The sequence below is a fragment of the Gardnerella vaginalis ATCC 14018 = JCM 11026 genome, assembly GCF_001042655.1.
GTDB lineage: Bacteria > Actinomycetota > Actinomycetes > Actinomycetales > Bifidobacteriaceae > Bifidobacterium > Bifidobacterium vaginale.
In genome coordinates, this window is sequence record NZ_AP012332.1 from 774,895 (window position 1) to 799,078 (window position 24,184).

Here is a 24,184-nt window from a genome sequence, read left to right on the forward strand (position 1 = left end):
GAAGTACACATATGATTGTAGACATAACTCGCTCAAAATATCCAGCTTGTGCATCAAATAGTCAAAGCTGCGCAATAGAGAAAATTGATTATGCAAAATATGAAGCAATAGTTTCTCAAATTGCAAAAATTGAAGCAGACTTGTTTGGACCAGGATGCTGGAACAAGAACATGATTTTGCAAGAGTTACAAGCACCAATGCGCGCGTATTATGCAGATGTTGATCTAAACACAAATACGGTAACTGGGTATGCGGGATTTTGGTTTGATGGCGATGACGCTCAAATAATGACAATAGGCGTTGCAAAAGAATATCAAAAGCGAGGAATTGCAAGCAATCTTCTAAAAACTATGATTGAAAATGCAAAATCAATAGGCGCAAAACGAATGCTTTTAGAAGTTAGGGTAAATAACAATCCAGCGCTAAAACTGTATGAAAAATTCGGTTTTACAAAAATGGGATTAAGAAAAAGATACTATATGCCAGAAGGAATAGACGCATATACAATGTGCGCACAAATAGACGATTTAGAAGACTTAGAAAATTTAAAAAGCTCAAAAAGCTTAGAAGAATCTAGCGAAGCTTATAACAGCGCTAAAAGTGAGGATAATAATGAGTGAAACAATGAATAAAACAAGCGAGCCAATAGTTTTAGGCATTGAATCAACTTGCGATGAAACGGCAGCCGCAATCGTTAAAGGAAGAACATTAGTTTCTAACGTTGTAGCATCCTCAATGCAAGAACACGCACGCTACGGTGGTGTTATACCAGAAATCGCATCACGCGCGCATGCAGAAGCATTCGTGCCAGTGGTATCAAAAGCATTAGCAGATGCAAATATGGATTTAAGCGATATTGACGCTATAGCAGTAAGTGCAGGTCCGGGATTAGCAGGATGCTTAGCTGTTGGAGTTTCGGGAGCTAAAGCACTAGCAAGTGCAGCAAAAAAGCCGATTTATGGAATAAACCACGTTATTGGACACATTGCAGTAACACAATTGCAATTTGGCGATGTACCTAAAGACGTTCTAGCGCTTATAGTTTCGGGAGGTCACACTTCTCTTTTGCATGTTAATAACATTGCGCGCAGTATAGATGTTGTTGGAACAACATTAGACGACGCAGCTGGCGAATGCTTTGATAAAGTAGCTAGATTGCTTGGATTCCCTTACCCAGGGGGTCCGCATATTGATAGGCACGGGCGCCTTGGAAATCCAAATACTTTGAAAGTTCCACAAGGTCTTACGCAAGGTCGTTCTGGCAAAGAGCATCCTTACGACTTTAGTTTTTCGGGTGTCAAAACTGCTGTTGCGCGTTGGGTGGAAGCTCGCCAAGCACAAGGCTTAGAAATACCAGTTGACGACGTTTGTGCGTCTTTAGCAAACTCTGTTGCGGATGTTCTTTCTCGCAAAGCTATGATGGGCTGCGAGCAATACGGTTCAAAAACTTTGTTGATTGGTGGCGGATTCTCTGCAAACTCGCAACTTAGAGAACATCTTTTAGAGCAAGGCAAAGAGCATGGAATCGAAGTTCGTTTGCCAGAGCTTAAGCTTTGCACAGATAACGGAGCAATGGTGGCAATGCTTGGTGTGAATTTGGTGGAAGCAGGCGTTCGTCCGTCCGCTCCAGATTTTGCAATCGATTCAGCAATGCCACTTACAACCGTTAGCTTATAATAGTAAAAGTCGTTCTGAAGATAAGCGAGGTGTTTTGTGTACGAAAGCTATGCACGTAGAGGAGTTTTGCAAGTTGGTGAAAAAATCCAATTCACCGATAGAAAAGGCAAGCGAATCACAGCACAGCTTACTAAAGGCGGAGTTACACAAACCGAACACGGCATTATTTTGCACGACGATGTTATTGGCAAAACTCAAGGTGTTGTAGTAACAACAGTTAGCACAAAACGTGATTTTGAGCGTAGCAATAAGCAGCTTGACGCATCTAAAGAATCAAACAAGCCATGGATGGCAGCCCGCGCAATAGGCGGATGGGATTATGTAGTTATGCGTCCGCGATTGGCGGATTACGTTTTATCTATGCCAAGAGGCGCTCAAATCATGTATCCAAAAGATATTGCACAAGTGATTTCTTTAGGAGATATTCGCTCTGGAATGCGTGTTTTAGAGTCGGGAGCAGGATCTGGCGCAATGAGTTTAAGTCTTTTAGACGCTGTTGGTCAAAGTGGTGAGCTTACAACAATAGAGCTTAGGCCTGATTTTGCTAGAATCGCGCAACTAAACGCAACAATTTACTATGGCGAAAAACCAGAATGGTGGAATCTTTTAACTGGAGATTTTGACTCAGTAGCAAAGTCACTTCCAGAAGGCTATTTTGATCGCATTATGCTAGATATGCTTGATCCTTGGAACAGGCTTGAACAGGCTTATAGAGTTATTGCTCCAGGTGGAGTATTGGTTGCGTACGTAACAACCACAACGCAAATGTCTAGAATGGCACAAAGTTTGCGAGCTTCGGGAGTTTGGACAGAACCAGAGATTCAAGAAACGTTAGAAAGAACTTGGAAAGCACAAGATTTAGCAGTTAGACCAGATCACGCAATGATAGGTCATACTGGTTTTTTGGTTATTTCGCGCGCAATGGCGCAAGGATTTAATGCGTTAAAAAAGCGCGATCGTGCTACAAAAGATACTGTTAGCGATATTGATGACTTAACTCCCGAAGAGCGCGCAGAACAGTTAGAAGACTTGTCTCTTAGAGATATATCCGATAGAAAGCTTAGAAAAGTCCTTAGAGATTTAGATTTGCAAATCGCACAATTACCTAACTCAAATCCAAAGCCTGATAAGGCTTAACTGAAGACTGAGGAGATTAAAATGGCGGCGTCAATCAAAAAAATCGTTAAAAAAGTAAAGCACGCAAAATATGTGCTACTACTAATGCGCCACGCAAAAGCACAGCCGCCAACAATGGGAGACGATTGGGGAAGGGACCTTAGCGATAAAGGTTTAAAACAAGCAAAAATCATGGCAAAAGGTTTGCAATCTTTAAAGCTTGTTCCAGACTACATTATTTGTTCAAGTGCAAATCGCACCGAACAAACGATGCACAAAATGCTTAAAAAGTTCGGAGATTCTCCAATAGTAGCGTCAAGAAAGAGCTTATATGATGGCGGAATGCAGTCTGTAATGGATGAGCTTTGTGCGATTAGGAGCGATTCTAGAATAACAATGATTATTGGTCATGAGCCAACAATGTCGATGGCTGCGCAATGGCTTTCTTCTCCAGATTCAGATCCTGATATATTAGGAACAATGCGACTCGGATTAGCTAATGCTTCGATTATTGTTTTAGTATCCGACGTACCTTTTGCATCTTGCGGTTTGCGAGGAGCTAAAGCGTTGGGAATTATAACCCCAAAGGATTTTGAATAGTAAAATACGCATAAATTTGCATAAAATCCTTATAAAATTTGCATAAAATCCACACGAATCATCTGCATAAATCTGCATATAAGTTTAGGTTATAACGACACCCCCAAATAGCTAATGACCTCATTAAGCCAAATGTTTGCTAGGCTGAATCAGGTTGTTAATTATTTGGAGGATATATGCATACTGTTCTTACGTCCGTACAGGGATTCCCACGAATCGGCGCAAATCGCGAGCTTAAAAAAGTTATTGAACGCTATTGGAAAAAAGACGCAACTCTAGAAGAAGTAAGACAAGTTGCAAAAGATTTGCGCAAAAAACATTGGAAAATCCAAACAGAATCTGGAATAGAACTTATACCAAGTAATGATTTTAGCTATTACGATCAAATGCTAGACACAGCAATCCTGCTTGGTGCAGTGCCAGAACGGTACAAGAATCTAGAGTTTGAAAATGCAGAAGATACGCTTTTTGCAATCGCACGCGGATATCAAGGTGAACGCGGAGACGTAACAGCGCTTCCAATGAAAAAGTGGTTCACAACCAACTACCACTACATTGTTCCAGAAGTAGAAAATCCGCAAGATTTGCATTTAGCTGGCACAAAACCATTCGACGAGTTCAATGAAGCAAAAGCACTCGGAATTGAAACAAAACCAGTGTTGATTGGACCATACACCTTCTTAAAACTAGCGCGCACCCCGCAAGCACAAGAATTAGAAGCAAACAAAGAGACGATTGAAGCATTAGCAAACGCGTATTGCGATATCGTAAAACGATTTGCAAGTCTTGGAGCAAAATGGTTGCAATTCGACGAACCATACTTGTGCTTAGATAAAGAAGATGGAGATTTAAGGATTTTTAGCGACTTATATAATCCGATTCTTCAAAGCAGATTTGAAAGCGCGGATAATGCTGAAAACGTTAAAATTTTGCTTAACACTTATTTTGGCAATATTTTAGACTCGTACAAAACACTAAACGATTTGGCATTTGATGCAATTGGCTTAGATTTTGTAGAAGGCAAAGAAGAAAACCTTGAAGCTTTGCAAAAATATGGAGTAAACGAGAAAACAACTATTTTTGCAGGAGTTGTAAACGGCAGAAACATTTGGAAAAATGATTACGCGCAAAGCCTTGGCTTGCTAGATGCTTTGCAAAAAAACGTTACTAATCGCATAGCTGTTTCCACTGAATGCTCGCTTTTGCATGTTCCATTTAGTACGGATGGAGAAGAGCTTGGCGAAGACGTATTAAAGCATTTTGCGTTTGCTGTAGAAAAGCTGAAGGAAGTAAGCGAAATCGCTAAGCTTTGCGTTTTGAATGATGATGAGCTTAAAAACAGCGAGGAATTAGCGCAAAATCAGGCATTATTCGATGGGTCTAGAGTAAAAGTAGACGAAAATGTTAAAGCGCGAATCGCAAGCCTTAAGCCAGAAGATTTTGAGCGAAAGCCATCTCGCGCGGAGCGTCAAAAATTACAAAAAGAAGCATTAGGATTGTCTGATTTGCCTACAACAACTATCGGATCCTTCCCTCAAACAAAAGAAATAAGATCGATTCGAGCGCTTTATAGAAAAGGCGAAATTAGCAAAGAAGAATACAACGCGTTTATTGCCAAGCAAATAGACGAGTGCATAGAACACCAGGAGCGCATTGGCTTAGACGTTCTTGTACATGGCGAATTTGAGCGAAACGACATGGTTGAATACTTTGGCCAGCATTTGCACGGATTTAAGTTTACAAAAAACGCTTGGGTGCAGTCTTATGGAACTCGATGCGTAAAGCCTCCAATCGTTTGGAGCGACGTTTCTAGAGCGCAGCCAATCACAGTAGAGTGGAGTGCGTATGCTCAAAGCCGCACAAACCATGTTATGAAAGGCATGCTAACGGGGCCTGTTACGATTCTTAACTGGTCTTGGCCTCGCGAAGATATTACGCACGAAGAGCAAACTCAGCAGCTTGCTCTTGCTATTCGAGATGAAGTCTTGGACTTGGAGCGTGCTGGAATTCGCGTAATTCAAATCGATGAGGCAGCGCTACGAGAAAAGCTTCCGCTTAGACGCTCGGATTGGCATAAGAAGTATTTGGACTGGGCGATTGCAGCTTTCCGTCTTGTGCACTCTGCTGTAGCTGCTACTACGCAAATCCACACTCATATGTGCTATTCGGAATTCAACGACATTATTCGAGACATTGATGCAATGGATGCGGACGTGATATCGTTTGAAGCTTCGCGCGGAGATCTAGTTGTTTTGGACGCTATTCATAACGCGAACTTTGAAACAGAAGCTGGCCCTGGTGTTTATGATATTCACTCTCCTCGCGTTCCTAGCGAAGATGAGATTGTTAACAGGATTCACGAGATTTTGCACAAAATGCCAGCAGACAAGCTGTGGATTAATCCAGATTGTGGCTTGAAAACTCGCGGAAATGCAGAAACTTGGGTTAGCTTGCAAAATCTTGTTTCGGCAGCTAAAAAAGTTAGAAGCGAATTGGGCGGTAGTCTAAAATGACGTACAAACCAAAGTTTTCGCTAGAGGTGTTTCCGCCTAAAAGAACATCTCCAATAGGTACGATTTACGACACTTTAGATGGCTTAAGGGGATTGGATCCAGATTTTATATCTGTAACTTATGGAACTGGAAAATCTTCGGATCGAACTGCTACTGCTAGAATCGCCAACACTATTCGATCGGAGTATGGCATTAAAACTGTTGCTCACTTAACAGCAAGATACTTGGATTATGACGATGTTGACGAAGCTTTAGATATGTTTGATAAGGCAGGCGTTAGTGGCGTTTTAGCTTTGCGCGGAGACGTTATTGAAAATCAGAATGCTGCTGGAGTATTTAATCACGCAAGCGATTTAGTATCATATATTCACTCAAAGCGCCCAGATTTGCCTATTTTGGGTGCATGCTACCCAGAAAAACATCCAGAAGCTGCTACTTTGCAAGAAGACATCGATAATCTAAAGCGAAAAGTTGATGCTGGAGTAACTCACTTGATTTCGCAACTTTTTTACAATAACGATGACTTTTTGCACTTTAGGGATTTAGCTAGAAAAGCTGGCATTAACGTTCCAATTGAAGCTGGAGTTATGCCTGTTGTAAACGCGAATCAAGTTAAGCGAATGACAAAAATGTGCTCTTCTAAAATAAGTGAGCCAGTTTTAGCAATGATTGAGCGATGAGGAAGTAACCCAGAAGTCTTGCAAGACGCTGGAAGCATATTTGCGTCTCAACAGATTAACGATTTAGTTGCGGAAGGCGTAGATGGAATACACTTGTACACAATGAATCGTCCTGGCGTTACCAGAAGCATTTGGTCAAACGTTAAGCCACTTTTTACTAAGATAGTGTAAATTTCTAGATTTGTGGTGCAGTGCAAGGATCATGTTGTACTGCACCACAATGTACAGTGGCGTTATGAGCAGTCAAAAAAGCAGTAATAGCGATTTAGATCATAATTTAGGCACTGATTTAAAACAGCATGCGGATTTTAATTTAAGTTTTGCTAAAGAAACTGACTTATCATACAGAACTCTAGTTAAAGCTGGATTTGCTCGTCCAGAATCTGCTCGTAAAACCATAGAAGATATTTGCAAAAATTGTGAGAATAACTCAATTAATGTGCTCAAAATCTTAGAAAGCATAAATAGAGTAGAAGATCCAGATTACGCAATTTTAGCGTTTAAAGATATATATCAATCTCAGAAAAAAACTGTTGAAAATATTGCGGAGAACTCGAATAATTCATTAATAACAAGCCCACTTGCGTCTTTAATGCAAGTTATTGGAGCATCTAAATCATTTGCGATGCTAATGAGAACGCACGCCGATCTAATAAACGCTGCAGCAAATGACCCAAATCACTTACTACACATGACTTTAGAAGAACGTGTTTCGGATTTACTTCAAGCTATTCAATCTTATAGTGCAACAGTAGTAAACGAAGAAAAAGATGACGCAAAGAATTGCAATTCGTGCACTGTTCCAATAAGCTCTATGCCTTTTGCACAAGCTGTTTGTGTGCTTAGAGCGAGATATCGTCAGCATATTGCCGCAATTATGGCATATGATTTGGCGAGCGCAGACCCTGTAGAATTACAGCCAGACATAAGTCGTAAACTTTCGGATGCTGCGGATGCGGCTCTTGAAGCTGCGCTTGCGATTGCGCGCGGGCAAATTTCTGGATCTTGTTGCTGCAGGTTTGCAATAATAGCAATGGGAAAATTGGGAGCGCAAGAAATAAACTACGTTTCAGACATTGACTTAATATATGTAGTAGAACCGACTAATGGCGTTAAACAAGATGAAGCTTTGCGAGTTGGGTCTTCTATTGCACTTGTTTTGCAAAAAGTGTGTCAATCGGTTGTTATGGGTTGTGCGGAGCCACCATTATGGCAAATTGATACAGCGCTAAGACCAGAAGGCAAAGATGGACCTCTTGTTAGGCGATTGGAATCACATAGCGAATACTACGAAAAGTGGGCAAGTAGCTGGGAGTTTCAAGCATTACTGAAGTCGAGACCAGCCGCAGGAGACAGGCAGCTTGGTAAAGATTATAGACAAATGGCAGATTCGCTTATCTGGAAAGCGTCTGGGCGAGAACACTTTGTTGCAGATTGCCAACATATGCGACAGCGAGTAGAGTCTTTGATCCCTGCATCTCAGCGAGATTTAGACATGAAGCTTGGGCGCGGAGGATTGCGAGATGTTGAGTTTACAGTTCAAATGCTGCAACTTGTGCACGGAAGTGAAGATAAGTCTTTGCGAGTTAGAGATACTTTAGGCGCGCTTAACGCACTATCTGCTGGAGGCTACGTTTCTAGGTCGCAAGCTGCAATTTTGGCAGAACACTACCGTTTTGAGCGTGTTCTTGAACATCGCCAGCAAATGTGGAGTATGCAACGCACTCATTTATTCCCAGATTTAGGTGCCCAAGGAAATGGTGGATTAGATCGCGCTAGAAGCATTAGTGCGGAAGAGCTTAACAATAACGAACAAATCAGGCGTCTTGCTAGAGCTGTTAGACTTAAGCCAGAAGAGCTTGTTGCACGATTCGACAAAGCGCGCCGAGAAATTAGGCACTTGCATAAAGATATTTACTACCGTCCAATGCTGCCAATCAATGCGCAAACGGATGCGGATCCTATTGTGTTGTCTGCAGAAGCTGCTCGCGCTCGCTTTGCATCGATCGGTTTTGCTGATGCAAAAGCTGCACAAATGCATGTTGAAGCGCTTACTGATGGACTTTCACGCGCTGCTAAAATCCACAGAATTTTGCTCCCAGCAGTGTTGAAATGGCTTGGAGAAGGGCAAAATCCCGACATGGGTTTGCTTGCTTTTAGGCGACTTTCCGAGCGCTTTGGTGGAAAAAACACATATCTTGGATTTTTGCGTGATTCTCCTAGCGCGGCTCGCAGGCTTTGTCATGTTTTGTCTGATTCGCGTTATTTAGGCGATGCAATGATGCAGTCAATACAATCTATTACTTGGCTTGGAGACGATTCGGCTCTTGCACCTAGAGGCAGAGAAAGTCTAGATATGCAAACGCGAGCAATGGTGGCAAGATATTCAAGCAGTATTGCGGATTTTGCACAATTTTTGCGCGCTTTAAGAAGGCAAGAAATTGAGCGAGTAGCTCTTGCTTGGATGTGCGGGATTATCGACGATGATACTTCTATGCAAGCGATGAGTGATGTGTTTGATGCTGTACTTGATGCTGCTCTGCAATGGTCTATGAAAGATGCGTCTTTAAAAATGGGCTTAGACGAGAGTAAAGCTTCGATTGCCATTATTGCCCTAGGACGTTATGGCGGAAGGGAAGTTAACTTCTGCTCGGATGCGGATATGATGGTTGTTTATAAGCCGACGTCTAATGGTGATGATTGCAAGATTGAATATGATTCCGTATCTGATCTTGCTCACCGTTTCGCGCAGACTACTGTAGACATATTGCGCAATATTCTGCAAGGTCCTCTTACTTTAGAACCAAAAATCATGGTCGATTTAGATTTGCGACCAGAAGGTAAAGATGGTCCGCTTGTGCGTTCTCTAGAATCGTGTGAGCATTATTACCAAAAGTGGGCTAGTACGTGGGAAAATCAAGCACTTTTGCGCGCGCGTTTTGCTGCAGGGTCGAAAGATTTGGCAGATGATCTGCTAAGCGGAGTAGTAAACGACTTGCGCTATTCACCAGATGCTCTTAGCGAATCTCAATTGGCGGAAATTCGTAAGCTTAAAGCGCGTATGGAAGCGGAACGCTTACCAAGAGGCGTTAGTAGAGACAGACATTTGAAGCTTGGCCGCGGTGGTTTAAGCGATGTTGAGTGGACTGTTCAGCTTCTGCAATTGCAATATGCTGGGAAACACGAGTCCTTGCGCGTAGTTGGCACAATGCAAGCGTTGAAAGCGCTTAAAGAATTGAATTTGATTGAAGATGAAGACGCAAATGTGTTAGAAAAATGCTGGCATATGTGTTCTGCAGTGCGAAATGCGAACTTCTTGTGGTCTGGTTCCTTGGAGCGCGCGGATGTTCTTCCAACAGACTCTTATTCTTTGGGTGGAATCGCCACTTATCTTGGATACGATCCAAACCAGGGTCGCGTTTTTGAAAACGATTTAATGGCTGTTATGCGTCAATGCCGCGAAGTCATGTCTCGTATTTTCTACTGTCGCTAATATTTAGAAACATTTTTATTGTGTCGCTAAGTCTGACAAATCGTGTACAATCTACAAGGTCGCGTGTGGTCGCGGTCGTTTGCCAACTAGCGAAAGGTAAGCGGTTCTATTATGACGAATGTATTTTCTGATTCTTCTAATCAAGTTTTTTCTCGTTGCGCAATTGCTCAATCGTTAGCAAACAAAAGCGTTGTTACTTTAGACGATATTTCCACGGCGCAAATACGAATGCTTTTAGACAAAGCCAGATATATTGACGAGCACAGAAAAGAAGTGGCCCACACTTGCGATGGCAGAGTGTTGGCCACTCTTTTTTATGAGCCGAGCACGAGAACGCGACTAAGCTTTGAAACTGCAATGCTTCGCTTAGGTGGAAAGGTGATTGGTTTTGCAGGCGCTCAGCTTTCTAGTGCAAGTAAAGGCGAAACAGTTAGCGACACTTTAAAAGTGGTGTCAAATTATGTAGATGTTGTAGCTATGCGTCATCCTAAAGAAGGTGCTGCATTTGTGGCGTCGCATGCAGGAAGTGTTCCTGTTGTTAACGCAGGAGATGGTGGTCATATGCACCCTACTCAAACTCTTGCAGATTTAGCTACAATTCTTGCACGATTTGGCAGGCTGAATAATTTAACAGTTGGTTTATGTGGAGATTTAACATACGGCCGCACTGTTCACTCGCTTATCGAAACTTTATGCCGCTTTGGAAACGTTCACTTTGTGCTAATTAGCCCAGATGAGCTTAAAACTCCTCAGTACGTAATCGACCGCATTAATGATACACCTTCGTGCTCTTACGAAGAAACGCGCAATTTGATGGAAGTTATTGGCAGTCTAGACGTTCTTTACATGACTCGCGTGCAAGAAGAGCGTTTTACAGATCGCGAGCAATACTTGCGACTTCGTGACACTTACATTTTGACAGAAGAAAAATTGCAAAAAGCAAAATCTTATATGCCAGTGCTTCATCCACTTCCTAGAATTAACGAAATCGCTGTTGATGTTGATGACGATCCTCGTGCAGCATATTTTGAACAGGTTAAGAATGGCATGCTTATGCGAATGGCATTAGAAAGCTCTGTTCTTGGAGATGAGCTTCCAGGATATGAACCGACTGATTTTGTCAATGTTCCTAAAGATGAGTTGGAAGCTTACGATGCTCATGGAATTTCGTTGGCTAATCCTCGCGTTCACATATCTGACGAGAATGCTCCAGAAAATCTTATATGTCCTAACTCTCGTTGCATAACAAATAGTGAGTTGACTCTTAAGCGTAGATTCTATAAAGCTGAGTCAGATAGACATGAGTATCATTGCTTGTATTGTGATGAAGAATTGCAGTGAATCCAAGTAGAATATACGTAAATAATATAATTCAAAATTAAAAATAAAACTGAATAAAAATAGAAATAAGCAAAACTAGGAGCAATATGAACGACTCACGCATGTTAACCTTGCGAAATATTGCCGTTTGGGATACTGGCGAGCGAATCGATTTGGTTGTAGATGGCGTTAGACAAGACGCTTTAATTGAACAAAATGCCCGAATTTACGGGGAAATTGATGCAAGCGATTGGATTGTTGCTCCTGGTTTTGCAGATCCGCACGTGCATTTTAGGGATCCTGGTCAAACTGATAAAGAGACAATGATGACTGGTGGCAATGCTGCGGCTGCTGGAGGATATACGAATGTGTTGATTATGCCAAACACAATTCCAGCTGTTGACGGTGAGCCTTGGAATGATGCTCCTTTTGATGTAGAAAACGTTATAGATTTTTTGCAAAGATACGGGTGTATTTATGGCGTAAAATTGCCAGTCCACTACGATTTAAGTGTTTGTGCTTCAATAAGTAGGCAAGGTTTAAAACCAAGCAATATTGAACTTTGGAAAAAATATGTTCATGGTGTTGATGATAATCAAAAAACTTCGCCTATGAAAAAGCATCCAATTACTGCCATAAGTGATGATGGTTCTGCTGTTACAAATTCGATTTTGCTAGACGTTCTTAAAATGGCGAAAGAAACAGGATTACCGCTTCTTGAGCATTGTGAGCACCATGATTATGGCTCGGTAAACGAAGGACCAGTTGCTAAAATTCTAGGTGTTGGCGGAATTCCTGCGTCTACGGAGCTTGCGATTGTTAATAGGGATATAGAAGCAGTTCGCAAAACAGGTGTTCACGTGCACTTCCAGCATGTTAGTACGGCTGCTGCTTTTGAAGCTATTCGCAAAGCCAAGAAGGAAGGTTTGCCGATTACTTGCGAAACAGCCCCACATTACGTTGCTCTTTGCGATGAGGATGTGCTTAAGTATGGGTCAATGGCAAAGATGAATCCACCACTAAGATCTAAAGCGGATCGACAGGCAACTCTTGCTGCTATTGCAGATGGCACTATAGATATGATTGCCACAGATCATGCTCCTCACACAGCAGGTGATAAAGCTGGCGATTTTGCTAATACTCCAAATGGGATTATTGGTTTGGAATGTGCTTATGGTGTATGCCGTAAAGTTCTTGTTGATGCAGGATATACGGATGATAAGCACTTAATTGAACTTATGTCGATTAATCCTATGCAATTTATGAGTAGAAGGCCTACAGATGTTGCAGCTTTGCTTAACGTGTCTTCGCGTTGTGCCGTGAGACGAACATTAAAATTAAGTGAAACTGAACATCCAGAAAATATTGATTTAGTGCTTATTAATATGCGTGAAAAATGGAGCGTTGATGCGAATTCATTCCATTCAAAGGCTCGTAATACTCCATTTGAAGGATGGCAGTTACAGGGAAGACCAGTGGCTACTATTGTTGGCTCAGAGATCGCCTTTTCTCGTATGTAATTTGTGTATTTTATAAGTCGTGTTTTATAAGTAAAGACAAAGACTAAAAACTAAAAAATAGTTTGCGGCTAGTAGAGGAACAATATGGACGAACTGATAGAAGAAATAGCAGCGAAGCAAAACCCTACTGTTGTTGGATTAGATCCAAAGCCTGGGATTTTGCCTGCGCAAATTTTAAGTGGATTATCTGATGAAGTTTTGCAAGAAGTCGAAGATGAAGAGGCTTTGCCAACCTTGCTTGCTGCATCGTACTTTGAGTTTAATCGTGCGATTATTGATGCGATTTATGACATTGTTCCAGCTGTTAAGCCGCAAATTGCAATGTATGAGGCGCTTGGTTCAGCTGGAATAGACACTTATGCTATGACTTGTGATTATGCAAAATCACGTGGGTTATTTGTTATTGGTGACGCAAAACGAGGCGATATTGGTTCCACTGCAGCTCAGTATGCAGCACATTTGCGAGGATTCGCTAATCTTGATTCGTATTTCAAAGATGATTCTTACGATTTTAACGAATCTTTAGTTAATCTTCTTAAAAGCGCTAGTACAAAAGATGTGTGGCACGAGGATTCGTTTACTGTAAACCCGTATATGGGTTCAGATGGTGTTAAGCCATTTATAGATGAGGCAGTAGCGCGTAATAAAAATATTTTTGTTCTTCTACGCACATCTAATCCTTCTAGCAAAGAGCTTCAAGAACTTGTTGTTGAAGATGGCAAACCAGTTTATGAGCATATGGCAGGTTTGATAGAAAAATGGGGTGAATCAAATATTGGGACTAGAGGGTATTCGCGAGTAGGAGCAGTAGTGGGAGCAACTCATCCAGAAGAAGGTAAGCGTTTGCGCGAGATTATGCCGCACACTTTCTTCCTTGTTCCAGGTTATGGCGCACAAGGTGGAACGGCACAAGATGTTGCTGGAATGTTTGATGAAAATGGTCGAGGTGCAATAGTGAATTCTTCTCGCGGAATTATTGGTTCTTGGCGAAAATCGCAAGATTATGTTAAAAACAAGTCTTCTCTTTCTCTTAATAATATTCTTGAGATTGTATCTGATTCTGCTCGCAAATCTGCTTTAAACATGAGGGATGATTTAAGACAAGCAGTATATAAATAAATCGTGTGTTAGTGTTAATGCAAAGCGAATCACAATTCGGAAATGTTTCAAGGTCATTGTGTCAAAATTGTGAATATGCGCGTGTAAAAACAATTATGCATGTATAACTAAATATAACTAAAACTAAAAATAGCTAAAGATAGCTAAATTACGCAACGATACGACTACATAAGGTAGGGTAAAACTAGATGAGTGATGGCATGTTTATTCAAACTCGAAAATCTTTGAGAAACGCCATATTTACGTTACGTGAAGACGCTTATGATTCTTCGGGCGCAGATTCTTTTAGTGCAAAAAGTTTGCACGCTGATGATTTAAAATACACTCGTCTTTTAGGTCGCCGTGCTATAGAAGTTCTTGATAATCAAAAGCTTGATGAAGGTGTGTATCGCTTAGTTTTGCGCGATGATGCTATTGCTAAAACTGCCACTCCTGCGCAATTTGTTAACTTATATTCTCCAGATTCTACGACTATGCTTCCTCGACCATTTGGTGTTGCAAGCGTTGATGGAGATACTTTTACTCTTATTTTTGCTGTGATTGGTAAGGGCACTGCCGAGTTTGCGCAGCTTAAAGCAGGAGACACTGTAGACGCTTTAGGACCATTAGGATTGGGCTTTGATATTTCTAAGCCAGCGCACTATGTTCTTGTAAGCGGGGGATTGGGTGTTCCTCCTTTGATTTGTGCTGCACAGGCGATTGCAAAAAACAAGAATTGCAAAGTGACTGCGGTTCTTGGATATCGCGATAATCATTTTGCTGACTCATTTATGAAGGAATACGTTGATAATGTTTATAGCATTAGCAACGCGCAAGGAACTGTTATTACTTTGCTTAATGAACTAGAGCAAGAAAATCATTTTGATTTTAATGGCGATTTGCCTATTGTTGTTCTTTCTTGCGGTCCTATGCCAATGATGAAGGCTGTAGCTCATTGGACGCATGAGCGTAATGTTAAATGTCAATTAAGCCTAGAAGCAAGAATGGGATGCGGATATGGAACTTGTGTTGCTTGCGTTGTAGATACTTTAGAAGGCAGACTTAAAGTTTGTAACGAAGGACCAGTGTTTGACTCTGAAAGATTAGGCTGGGAGTAAAAAGATATGAGTAACGAAATGAATAATACTTTAGAGAATGTGCAAAATAGCGCGCAAAATAATGCATCAACTCTTGGATTTGACACAAGCCACGTTTGGAAGCACTCAACTAAAGTTGCTGGAGTTGAATGGAAAAACATGGTTGGAACAGCGTCTGGCACGTTTCAGCTTGCGGCTTGCGCTCACTTTTACGACGTGAGTCAGCTTGGTGCAATTTGCACAAAAGGTGTTTCACCTGTTCCTTGGCAAGGAAATCCTGCTCCGCGCACTGCTGAATCGCCTTCTGGAATGGTGAATGCTGTTGGTTTGCAAAATCCTGGAGTTGACCACTATTTAGTAGACGAGCTTCCAAAGTTAAAAAAGCTTGGAGCGCTTGTAATCACAAATGTTGCTGGCCACAGTGATGACGATTATGCTCAAGTTGTTGAAAAGCTTGCAGATTCTTCTGCAGACATGCTTGAAATTAACGTAAGTTGCCCAAACGTGACTCACGGCGGAATGAGCGTTGGCACGGATCCAGTGGCATTGCACCGCTTAATTAAGCGACTTCGCGCAATGACAGATAAACCAATGATTGTAAAAATGACTCCAAACGTTACTGATATAGTCTCGATTTGCAAAGCTGCAGTTGATGCTGGAGCGGATGCTTTAAGCATGATTAATACGCTTGTTGGTTTGCGAATTGATATTCGAACAGGCGAGCCGATTATTGCAAACCGTACTGGCGGTGTTTCAGGTCCTGCTATTTTCCCGATTGGACTTGGGTTTGTTTGGAGAGTTCGTCAAGCTATGCCAGATATTCCAATTATTGGCATTGGTGGCATTGATTCTGGCGAAAAAGCTTTGGAATACTTGTATGCTGGCGCGAATGCTGTAGAAGTTGGTGCTGCCGCTTTGGTAGATCCTACTGCTCCTATTCGCATTGCTCGCGAGCTTGACGATTTGCTTGATTCGCGTCCAAAGCTTGCGTCTTTGCTTGCCGAAGGAAAAACTTGGCGCTGAAATTAAGTATTTAGAAAGTATTTAGAAAGTATTCAAAATTATTTTAAGAAAGAGAGCTAATTATGGCAGAATTAGACGAACGTTTTACAAAGTTTTTGCTTGATTCAGGCGCACTTAAATTTGGTGATTTTACGCTAAAATCTGGTCGTCAATCACCTTATTTTATTAACGCTGGAGCTTTTGACGACGGAATGAAAATCGCGAGCTTAGGAGCATATTACGCTCAGCGCGTTGTTGCAGCAATTGAAGATGGCAAACTTCCGCAAGATATTGATACTGTTTTTGGTCCTGCTTATAAGGGCATTCCGCTTGCAGTTTCTACGGCAATGGCTTTGACGAATAATCACAATATGCCTGTTGGTTTTACTTTTGATCGCAAAGAGCGAAAGGACCATGGCGACGGTGGAATTATGGTTGGAAAACCGTTAAAAGACGGCATGAAAGTTCTGTTAGTTGACGACGTGATGACCGCTGGAACCGCAGTTCGTGAAACTTTGCCAAAGCTTAAAGCGGAAGCAAATGTGCAAGTTGTAGGCTTGATTTTGGCAGTAGACAGAATGGAACGCACGAAAGATAGTGAGCTTTCTGCAGTAAAAGCAGTAGAGCAGGAGTTTGGATTCCCAGTGTTGCCAATTGCTAACGTGCGTGAAATTTTTGCTGCAGCACAAAAACTTACTAATAATGACGGAAGCGCTGTTATGGATGAGAATTTAGCTGCTCGAGCTGAAAATTATTTGCGAGAATATGGTGCGTAAATTGTCTGTGCAATATAGACTTATACAATTATAGACTTATATAATCAAGCAATTATATAAGTCATGTATGAGTTGTGTTCTTGCTATTTTATTCATACATAGGTTTGTTAAACAGGAATGGCGGATTATGAAAGAGGACAATAACGAATATCAGGATTTGAATGATATAGATTCATTTAATAATCCGCCTGAGTATGAGCAAGATGCCATTTTTGATCGGTCTAGTAATGATTCAAACAGATCATTATTAAGCGATAAGAAAGCTATTGCAGTGATTATATCTGTTTCACTTATTGCAGTAGCAATTGTTATCGGAATATGGTTATCTTTGTTTGCGCATAGTTCTAGTAATATAAACGCTGGCGAGCCATCTAAAAAGTGCGTGCAGTTGCGTACACAAGTTCTTTCAGCTAAAGCTAATCTTAAAAAAATCATTTCAAGCCAAAACGTGCATGATGCTTCTGAAATAAAATCTTCCGATTTTGATGCTGATTTTGATTCAGTTAAGGATGCTGTTGACGATTTTCAATCTTCCTTAAATTATGCCAAGGATGATTTGAAAAATGATATTTTAGATTGCCCAGTTGGAGCTAGTTCTTACGATTCCCCATCAGTTGAAAATAAGTTTTCCAACCAGTTGGATACTTTGAGTAAAGATGCGGATTTGCTTAAAAAATCTTCTGATAATCTTTTAAAAACACGCAGAACTGCTTTTGGTGATCAATTGTTAAATCTTGTTAAAAAAGCTAGAGAGCTTGTAGAAAAAGCGAAAGATTTGCCTATTTTAGCTGTTGCTTCTAAAAGTCTAGAAAATGCTATTAATGATGCTGGTAATGCTCTTGCTAAAAGCAGCAATAATTATCAAGAGTTAAGACAGTCTTATCAAAAAATAAAAGCTGTTATAAGCCAGTACGAAGATAGAATTAAAAAAATGAGCGATAGATTTTTAAGTAGAGATGGCAATGGGTATCCTTTTGATGCTCCACATCCTCAGGATGATCAAGGTGGCTATATTCCAATGGGTCGTAGTCAAAACTCAGAGTCGTCGGAACAAAACGATCAAGAGTGACGAATAATCGCGTTAAATGCGTGTTGTTATTTCAGTTGTTATTTTAATTAGTTGACGCTTTGTGGCATAATAAGCAAGGTTTATTTCTTAGCTGCGTAAATTGCAGCTTTAATTAACGAAAGAAACGGATAACTCGTGGCACAGACTACCAATGATATTAAGAATGGATCGGTTTTGAACCTTGACGGTCAGCTTTGGACCGTCGTTAAGTTCCAGCACGTGAAGCCAGGCAAGGGTCCTGCTTTTGTGCGTACCACCATTAAGAACGTGCTCTCGGGCAAGATTGTCGACAAGACTTTTAATGCCGGCATGAAGATGGAGTTCGAGACCGTTGATAACCGCACGTTGCAATATTCATACGAAGATGGCGACAACTTCGTCTTTATGGATATGACCACTTACGACCAGGTTTATATTCCTAAGGTTTTGGTTGGCGAGCAGAGCAAGTATTTGCTTGAAGGCACCGACTGCATCGTAAGCTTCCATGACGGCACTCCTTTGAGCGTTGAGCTTCCAGCTTCCGTGATTTTGACTATTACTCACACTGAGCCAGGCTTGCAAGGCAATCGTTCTAACGCTGGTACTAAGCCTGCAACCGTGGAAACCGGTGCTGAAATCCAGGTTCCACTCTTCGTGGGTGAAGGCGAAAAGGTGAAGGTCGACACTCGTGACGGCTCTTACCTTGGTCGTGAAAACTAATTAAATTTTTTGTATAAAGCGACTCGGCGGCGATTCTTGTTGCTGAGTCGTTTTATTTTGCAATAGCTATTTTGTGCAATATTTGATATATATTGATGTAAGTTTAATTCTTGTAGACTTTAATGATCTATAAGACTATGTAGTTTGATAGAAAGACGATACTATGGCACGTTCCACCGCTCGCAAAAGGGCTTTGAATACGCTGTATGAAGCAGATGAAAAGAATCAAAATATTCTTTCTTTGCTTGAAGAACGTTTGAAGGAGCCAGGTGCGCAAACTCCTCTTCCAGATTATGCTGTTGATATTATTCGAGGAGTTGGTGAACGTAGAAATAGGATTGATAAGACATTGAATCGTTATTCTACTGGCTGGAAAGTCGGAAGAATGGCTGTGATTGATCGTAATATTTTGCGAATAGCCGTATGGGAGATTCTCTTAAACGACGAAGTTCCAGATAAGGTAGCTATCGATGAGGCTATTTCTCTCGCAAAAATGTATAGTGATGATGATGCTATTGCGTTTATTCATGGCTTGTTAAGCGCGATTATGGCAGACAAAGAAGCTTGCTTAGCAAAGTTTAATGGTGAGGCATCTGCGGAAGATACTGCTGGAGAAGTTAATGAAACTGAAGCAGCTGATTCTTCAGATGTTGAACAATCTTCTAATGAATTTAATACTGATTCTGTTGAGTGAATTTAAAATTGCGTATAATCCGTTTAGTGCAGTAGCGTTAAGCGGATTTTTTTTTATTATGAATTCGTAATAATGAATTCGTAATAATAATTTGCATTAAGAAATTGTTGATAGCTATTATCGGCGCGTCGCCGTCCGCCAATCTGAGTAGACTTGCCACGAATAACCTAAAGCCATAAGGGGGTTAAGGTGGGCTATAACGACACCTTCGCCGGATTCGGCACTGATGATGCAGTATTAGTATTGGAAGACGGACAAGTTTACGTTGGTAAACCATTTGGCGCAAAAGGTTCTACGCGCGCTGAAATCGTGTTCTCTACAGGAATGACTGGTTACCAAGAAACGCTTACTGATCCAAGTTATGATCAACAAATAGTTGTTCAAACGTTCCCACACATAGGAAATACGGGAATTAACAATGAAGACCCAGAATCTTCAAAAATATGGGTTGCAGGATACGTGGTAAAAGCTCCAAGCCCTATTGTTAGCAATTGGAGATCCACTGGTTCCTTGGAAGATGATTTAGAAAAACAAGGGATAGTAGGAATCAGTGGTATTGATACGAGAATGCTGGTACGACATTTACGCTCAGTTGGCGTTATGCGTGCCGGCATTTTTTCTAATGAAGCACTGATAGACAAATCTACTGGAGCAATTCGCACAGTTGCGTCTTTTGTGAATGAGATTAAACAAACTCCTCAAATGCAAGGCTTGCGACTAACTGACGAAGTTAGCACGCAAGAAGCTTATACAATTGAGCCTTGTGGAGATTACGAAGGCAAGGAGCCTCTTTACACTGTTGTAGCTGTGGACTTTGGTATAAAAGCCATGACTCCGCATCGTTTGGCACAGCGTGGATGCCGTGTACACGTTGTAAGCTCCTCAATAAGTTTTGAGTCACTTCAAGCACTTAACGCAGATGGCGTGTTCTTCTCGAATGGACCAGGTGATCCTGCTCAAGCAAATCGAGAAGTGGAATTATTGCGTAACGTGTTAGACGCAGGATACCCATTCTTTGGAATATGCTTTGGAAACCAGCTTTTAGGTCGCGCGCTTGGGTTTGGAACGTACAAGCTTAAGTTTGGTCATCGTGGCATAAATCAGCCTGTAAAAGACGTGACTACTGGAAAAGTGGAAGTTACGGCTCATAATCACGGATTTGCTGTAGATGCACCTATTGGTAAGACTGTTCAGTCTCCTTACGAAAATGGACATTTTGGTCGCGTAATAGTATCTCATGTAGATCTTAACGACAATGTTGTAGAAGGCTTGCAATGCCTTGATATTCCAGCTTTTTCTGTGCAATATCATCCAGAAGCAGCCGCAGGACCTCATGATGCATCGTACTTGTTTAACCGCTTTGTAGAACTTATGCAAAATCACAAGAATAAAAGCGAAAAATAGTAGGTATAAAGGGATAAAAGGAATTTATAATGCCAAAACGTGCTGATATTAAATCCGTAATGGTTATTGGTTCTGGTCCAATCGTAATTGGTCAGGCTGCAGAATTCGACTACTCTGGAACGCAAGCTTGCCGAGTACTTCACGAAGAAGGAATCCGCGTAATTCTTGTAAACTCTAATCCTGCTACTATTATGACGGACCCAGAGCTTGCAGACGCAACATATATTGAGCCAATAGACACGGCAATTTTGGAGCGCATTATTGCTAAAGAGAAGCCAGATGCGCTTCTTCCAACATTAGGTGGTCAAACTGCTCTTAATGCCGCAATGGACTTGGGTCGTGCAGGAATCTTAAAAAAGTATAATGTAGAGCTTATTGGTGCATCTTTGGAAGCAATCGACCGCGGAGAAGACCGTGAGCTTTTCAAAAAAGTTGTTGAAAAAGCTGGGGCAGAAAGTGCAAAATCCTTTATTGCTCACTCAATTGAAGAAGTAGACAAAATTGTTGAAACACTAGGGTACCCAGTTGTTGTGCGTCCAAGCTTCACAATGGGAGGTTTAGGCTCTGGAATTGCTCACAATCAGGAAGAATTACACCGCATTGCAGGAGCAGGCATTCACTATTCTCCAACAAACGAAGTGCTTATTGAAGAAGGCATTGAAGGTTGGAAGGAATTTGAGCTTGAGCTTATGCGAGATTCCAAAGACAATGTTGTTGTTGTGTGCCCAATCGAAAATGTTGATCCTGTAGGCGTTCACACAGGCGACTCGATTACAGTTGCTCCATGCTTTACGCTAACAGATCGCGAGTATCAAAAGATGCGTGATATTGGCATCGCGATTATTCGAGGTGTTGGCGTTGACACTGGCGGATGCAATATTCAGTTCGCAATCAATCCTCGAACTGGTCGCATTATCGTAATCGAAATGAATCCGCGAGTTTCGCGTTCTTCTGCGCTAGCATCTAAAGCAACTGGTTTCCCGATTGCAAAAATCGCTACAAAACTTGCCCTCGGGTACACTTTGGACGAAATTCAAAACGATATTACGCGTTCAACTCCTGCAAGCTTTGAGCCAACGATTGACTATGTGGTAACTAAGATTCCGCGCTTTGCTTTTGAAAAGTTCCCTGGAGCAGACACTACGCTTACAACTTCTATGAAGTCAGTCGGCGAAGCAATGGCTTTGGCTGGGAATTTCCAGGAATCTCTTGGCAAAGCAATGCGATCAATCGATAAACGTCACGCTTGCTTTAATTGGGACGGCGAGCGCCCAAGTAAAGAAGAAGTTGCTAAGCTTCTTGAAGAAATTCATACTCCAACCGAGCACCGCTACTTGCAAATTCAGCGCGCGCTCTGGGGTGGGGCTACGCCTGAGCAGATTTTTGACGCAACAAAGATAGACCCATGGTTTGTTGAGCAGCTTTCGTTAATCAATAAAACAGCTTTAGAGGTTCGTGAAGCAGAAAATTTGACGCCAAAAGTGTTAAAGAATGCTAAGCTTGCTGGTCTTTCGGATGTTCAAATTGCGCATTTGCGTAATCTTGGCGACGAAGGCGAAAACATGGTTCGTGAGCTGCGTTGGGCGTATGGATTGCATCCTGTTTACAAAACGGTTGACACTTGCGCTGCCGAGTTCGACGCTGTAACACCTTACTACTATTCTTGCTACGCTGACGAAAGCGAGCTTAAGCCACGCGATCGTGACGCTGTAATCATTCTTGGCTCTGGTCCAAACAGAATAGGTCAGGGTATTGAGTTTGACTACACTTGCGTTCATGCTGTGCAAGAGCTGGGTAAGGATTACGACACAATCATGGTCAATTGCAATCCTGAAACAGTTTCTACAGACTACGATATGTCGGATCGCCTTTACTTTGAGCCGCTTACTTTTGAAGACGTGCTCGAAATTTACCAAGCAGAAAAGAAGCTTGGTCCAGTAAAAGGTGTTATTGTGCAACTTGGCGGCCAAACTCCACTTTCGCTTGCTGCACGTCTTAAAGCTGCAGGAGTTCCAATTTTGGGCACTACGCCTGAGGCTATTGATTTGGCGGAAAATCGTGAGCTTTTCGGTGAGGTTCTTCGTCAAGAAGGCATGAATGCTCCGCGCTACGGAACTGCATTAAGCCTTGAAGAGGCTAAAGATGCTGCTCACGCAATTGGTTACCCTGTTCTTGTGCGACCAAGTTATGTGCTTGGCGGTCGAGGAATGGAAATCGTGTACGATGATGCTCAGCTTGCAAAATATGTGGATCGTGCTTTACAGGAAGCTCAAGCAGACACTGTTGTTTCTGGTCGTTTGCCTTCGCCGCTTTTGATTGATAAATTCCTTCAGGACGCTATTGAGATTGATGTTGACGCACTTTACGACGGCAATGAGCTTTATATTGGCGGAATTATGGAGCATGTTGAGGAAGCTGGCGTACACTCTGGTGACGCTGCTTGTACTCTTCCTCCAAGCACGCTTTCCGACGATCAAATTCGTAGACTTCGCGAGGGCACGCTTTCGATTGCTCGCGGATGCTCAGTTCGTGGTCTTATTAATGTGCAATATGCTTTTATGGCAAACACTTTGTACGTAATTGAGGCGAATCCTCGAGCATCTCGTACTGTTCCGTTTGCGTCTAAAGCTACGGGAGTTGCTCTTGCTAAAGCTGCTGCTCGAATTATGGCTGGGGAAACAATCGCACAGCAGCGAAAGCGCGGTCTTCTTCTTCCTAAGGGAGATGGTGGAGATATTCACCCAGGCCAGCAAGTTGCTATTAAAGCTTCCGTCTTGCCTTTCAAACGTTTCCGCACGCCTGTTGGTCGCACAGTCGATATTTTGCTCGGACCAGAGATGCGCTCTACTGGAGAAGTTATGGGCTTTGACCGCGACTTCCCACATGCTTTTGCTAAGAGTCAGCTTGCAGCGTACAAGGGCGGTTTGCCTACAAGCGGCAACGTGTTTGTGTCTGTAAGTGATGCAGATAAAAGACAATTGCCGCTACTTGCAGTGCGCCTAGTAGAGCTTGGATTTACGATTTGGGCTACAGAAGGTACGGCATCTGTTCTTAGACGTTACGGCATTGATTCCGTTATTGTTGATAAGCTTTCTAGCCTTGGCGACACGGCGAAGGATGTGCGAAATGCTGAGCCTTCGCATGAAAGAATCGGCAAAAACGTGGTTGAGCTGATTGAGAATGGTAAGATTGATATGGTGTTGAACACGCCGAATTCAAGAGGGTCGCGTACAGATGGTTATGCTATTCGTGCAGCTGCTGTTGCAGCAGACCTTCCGCAATTCACTACAATTACGGAGTTTGCACCAGTTCTTATGGCTATAGAAGCCGTTAAGAACAACGATTACCAAGTGATGAGCATTCAGGAGCATGCAAAGCAACTGTTTGCAATCGAGAAGGCAGAAAACGAAGAAAGTCGGGCTTAAT

17 protein-coding genes and 1 pseudogene are annotated in these 24,184 nt (G+C 42.0%); all 18 read left to right on the forward strand.

Features of this window, described 5'->3' with window-relative positions:
- The first annotated feature begins 11 nt into the window (after positions 1-11).
- The 18 genes and pseudogenes from rimI to carB all read left to right on the forward strand — a co-directional run bounded on the left by rimI (position 12) and on the right by carB (position 24,183).
- Positions 12-620: a ribosomal protein S18-alanine N-acetyltransferase gene (gene rimI, locus GAVG_RS02940; protein ID WP_009993902.1), complete on the forward strand. Its 609-nt coding sequence runs from the start codon at positions 12-14 to the stop codon at positions 618-620.
- Positions 613-1,677: a tRNA (adenosine(37)-N6)-threonylcarbamoyltransferase complex transferase subunit TsaD gene (gene tsaD, locus GAVG_RS02945; RefSeq protein WP_013399577.1), complete on the forward strand. Its 1,065-nt coding sequence runs from the start codon at positions 613-615 to the stop codon at positions 1,675-1,677. The genes rimI and tsaD overlap by 8 nt, the downstream gene beginning before the upstream one ends.
- Before the next feature lie 36 nt (positions 1,678-1,713).
- The gene (locus tag GAVG_RS02950; protein WP_004111782.1) at positions 1,714-2,814 is read left to right on the forward strand and encodes a tRNA (adenine-N1)-methyltransferase; all 1,101 of its coding nucleotides are present in this window, start codon (positions 1,714-1,716) and stop codon (positions 2,812-2,814) included.
- Positions 2,815-2,835: 21 nt separating this feature from the next.
- The gene (locus GAVG_RS02955) at positions 2,836-3,393 is read left to right on the forward strand and encodes a SixA phosphatase family protein (RefSeq protein WP_004117220.1); all 558 of its coding nucleotides are present in this window, start codon (positions 2,836-2,838) and stop codon (positions 3,391-3,393) included.
- Between the two features lie 176 nt (positions 3,394-3,569).
- Entirely contained in the window at positions 3,570-5,906 is a 2,337-nt protein-coding gene (gene metE / locus GAVG_RS02960) for a 5-methyltetrahydropteroyltriglutamate--homocysteine S-methyltransferase (protein WP_009993905.1), read from the forward strand.
- A pseudogene (metF, locus tag GAVG_RS02965) lies at positions 5,903-6,757 on the forward strand (methylenetetrahydrofolate reductase [NAD(P)H]). Before metE ends, metF begins: the two are co-directional and overlap by 4 nt.
- A gap of 49 nt (positions 6,758-6,806) precedes the next feature.
- Entirely contained in the window at positions 6,807-10,079 is a 3,273-nt protein-coding gene (locus GAVG_RS02970) for a bifunctional [glutamine synthetase] adenylyltransferase/[glutamine synthetase]-adenylyl-L-tyrosine phosphorylase (protein WP_009993906.1), read from the forward strand.
- A gap of 111 nt (positions 10,080-10,190) precedes the next feature.
- Complete coding sequence (pyrB, locus tag GAVG_RS02975; RefSeq protein ID WP_009993908.1) at positions 10,191-11,420, forward strand: aspartate carbamoyltransferase; 1,230 nt, start codon at positions 10,191-10,193, stop codon at positions 11,418-11,420.
- Positions 11,421-11,506: 86 nt separating this feature from the next.
- Entirely contained in the window at positions 11,507-12,919 is a 1,413-nt protein-coding gene (locus tag GAVG_RS02980) for a dihydroorotase (RefSeq protein ID WP_004111776.1), read from the forward strand.
- A gap of 84 nt (positions 12,920-13,003) precedes the next feature.
- Complete coding sequence (pyrF, locus tag GAVG_RS02985; protein WP_004138240.1) at positions 13,004-14,038, forward strand: orotidine-5'-phosphate decarboxylase; 1,035 nt, start codon at positions 13,004-13,006, stop codon at positions 14,036-14,038.
- 188 nt (positions 14,039-14,226) lie between these two features.
- On the forward strand, positions 14,227-15,135 hold the full coding sequence (locus tag GAVG_RS02990; RefSeq protein WP_004138030.1) for a dihydroorotate dehydrogenase electron transfer subunit: 909 nt from the start codon (positions 14,227-14,229) through the stop codon (positions 15,133-15,135).
- Positions 15,136-15,141: 6 nt separating this feature from the next.
- The gene (locus tag GAVG_RS02995; RefSeq protein ID WP_004111773.1) at positions 15,142-16,137 is read left to right on the forward strand and encodes a dihydroorotate dehydrogenase; all 996 of its coding nucleotides are present in this window, start codon (positions 15,142-15,144) and stop codon (positions 16,135-16,137) included.
- Between the two features lie 62 nt (positions 16,138-16,199).
- Complete coding sequence (gene pyrE, locus GAVG_RS03000; protein WP_004115202.1) at positions 16,200-16,892, forward strand: orotate phosphoribosyltransferase; 693 nt, start codon at positions 16,200-16,202, stop codon at positions 16,890-16,892.
- Between the two features lie 127 nt (positions 16,893-17,019).
- Entirely contained in the window at positions 17,020-17,961 is a 942-nt protein-coding gene (locus tag GAVG_RS03005; RefSeq protein ID WP_004111771.1) for a hypothetical protein, read from the forward strand.
- A 135-nt stretch (positions 17,962-18,096) separates the two neighbouring features.
- The gene (efp, locus tag GAVG_RS03010; RefSeq protein WP_004111770.1) at positions 18,097-18,660 is read left to right on the forward strand and encodes an elongation factor P; all 564 of its coding nucleotides are present in this window, start codon (positions 18,097-18,099) and stop codon (positions 18,658-18,660) included.
- A 163-nt stretch (positions 18,661-18,823) separates the two neighbouring features.
- Positions 18,824-19,354 carry a transcription antitermination factor NusB gene (gene nusB / locus GAVG_RS03015; protein ID WP_004111768.1) on the forward strand — a complete coding sequence of 177 codons (531 nt, stop codon included), beginning with the start codon at positions 18,824-18,826 and terminating at the stop codon, positions 19,352-19,354.
- 189 nt (positions 19,355-19,543) lie between these two features.
- On the forward strand, positions 19,544-20,758 hold the full coding sequence (carA, locus tag GAVG_RS03020) for a glutamine-hydrolyzing carbamoyl-phosphate synthase small subunit (RefSeq protein ID WP_004111767.1): 1,215 nt from the start codon (positions 19,544-19,546) through the stop codon (positions 20,756-20,758).
- Positions 20,759-20,787: 29 nt separating this feature from the next.
- Positions 20,788-24,183 (forward strand): carbamoyl-phosphate synthase large subunit, encoded by a 3,396-nt coding sequence (gene carB, locus GAVG_RS03025; protein ID WP_004111766.1) that lies wholly within the window; start codon positions 20,788-20,790, stop codon positions 24,181-24,183.
- Position 24,184 lies beyond the last annotated feature (1 nt).

Excerpts from the sequence above, each read along its gene's own strand:
- rimI (WP_009993902.1), top strand. The coding sequence starts at position 12 with ATGATTGTAGACATAACTCGCTCAAAATATCCAGCTTGTGCATCAAAT.
- tsaD (WP_013399577.1), top strand. The coding sequence starts at position 613 with ATGAGTGAAACAATGAATAAAACAAGCGAGCCAATAGTTTTAGGCATT.
- GAVG_RS02955 (WP_004117220.1), top strand. The coding sequence starts at position 2,836 with ATGGCGGCGTCAATCAAAAAAATCGTTAAAAAAGTAAAGCACGCAAAA.
- metE (WP_009993905.1), top strand. The coding sequence starts at position 3,570 with ATGCATACTGTTCTTACGTCCGTACAGGGATTCCCACGAATCGGCGCA.
- GAVG_RS02970 (WP_009993906.1), top strand. The coding sequence starts at position 6,807 with ATGTACAGTGGCGTTATGAGCAGTCAAAAAAGCAGTAATAGCGATTTA.
- pyrB (WP_009993908.1), top strand. The coding sequence starts at position 10,191 with ATGACGAATGTATTTTCTGATTCTTCTAATCAAGTTTTTTCTCGTTGC.
- GAVG_RS02980 (WP_004111776.1), top strand. The coding sequence starts at position 11,507 with ATGAACGACTCACGCATGTTAACCTTGCGAAATATTGCCGTTTGGGAT.
- pyrF (WP_004138240.1), top strand. The coding sequence starts at position 13,004 with ATGGACGAACTGATAGAAGAAATAGCAGCGAAGCAAAACCCTACTGTT.
- GAVG_RS02990 (WP_004138030.1), top strand. The coding sequence starts at position 14,227 with ATGAGTGATGGCATGTTTATTCAAACTCGAAAATCTTTGAGAAACGCC.
- GAVG_RS02995 (WP_004111773.1), top strand. The coding sequence starts at position 15,142 with ATGAGTAACGAAATGAATAATACTTTAGAGAATGTGCAAAATAGCGCG.
- pyrE (WP_004115202.1), top strand. The coding sequence starts at position 16,200 with ATGGCAGAATTAGACGAACGTTTTACAAAGTTTTTGCTTGATTCAGGC.
- GAVG_RS03005 (WP_004111771.1), top strand. The coding sequence starts at position 17,020 with ATGAAAGAGGACAATAACGAATATCAGGATTTGAATGATATAGATTCA.
- nusB (WP_004111768.1), top strand. The coding sequence starts at position 18,824 with ATGGCACGTTCCACCGCTCGCAAAAGGGCTTTGAATACGCTGTATGAA.
- carB (WP_004111766.1), top strand. The coding sequence starts at position 20,788 with ATGCCAAAACGTGCTGATATTAAATCCGTAATGGTTATTGGTTCTGGT.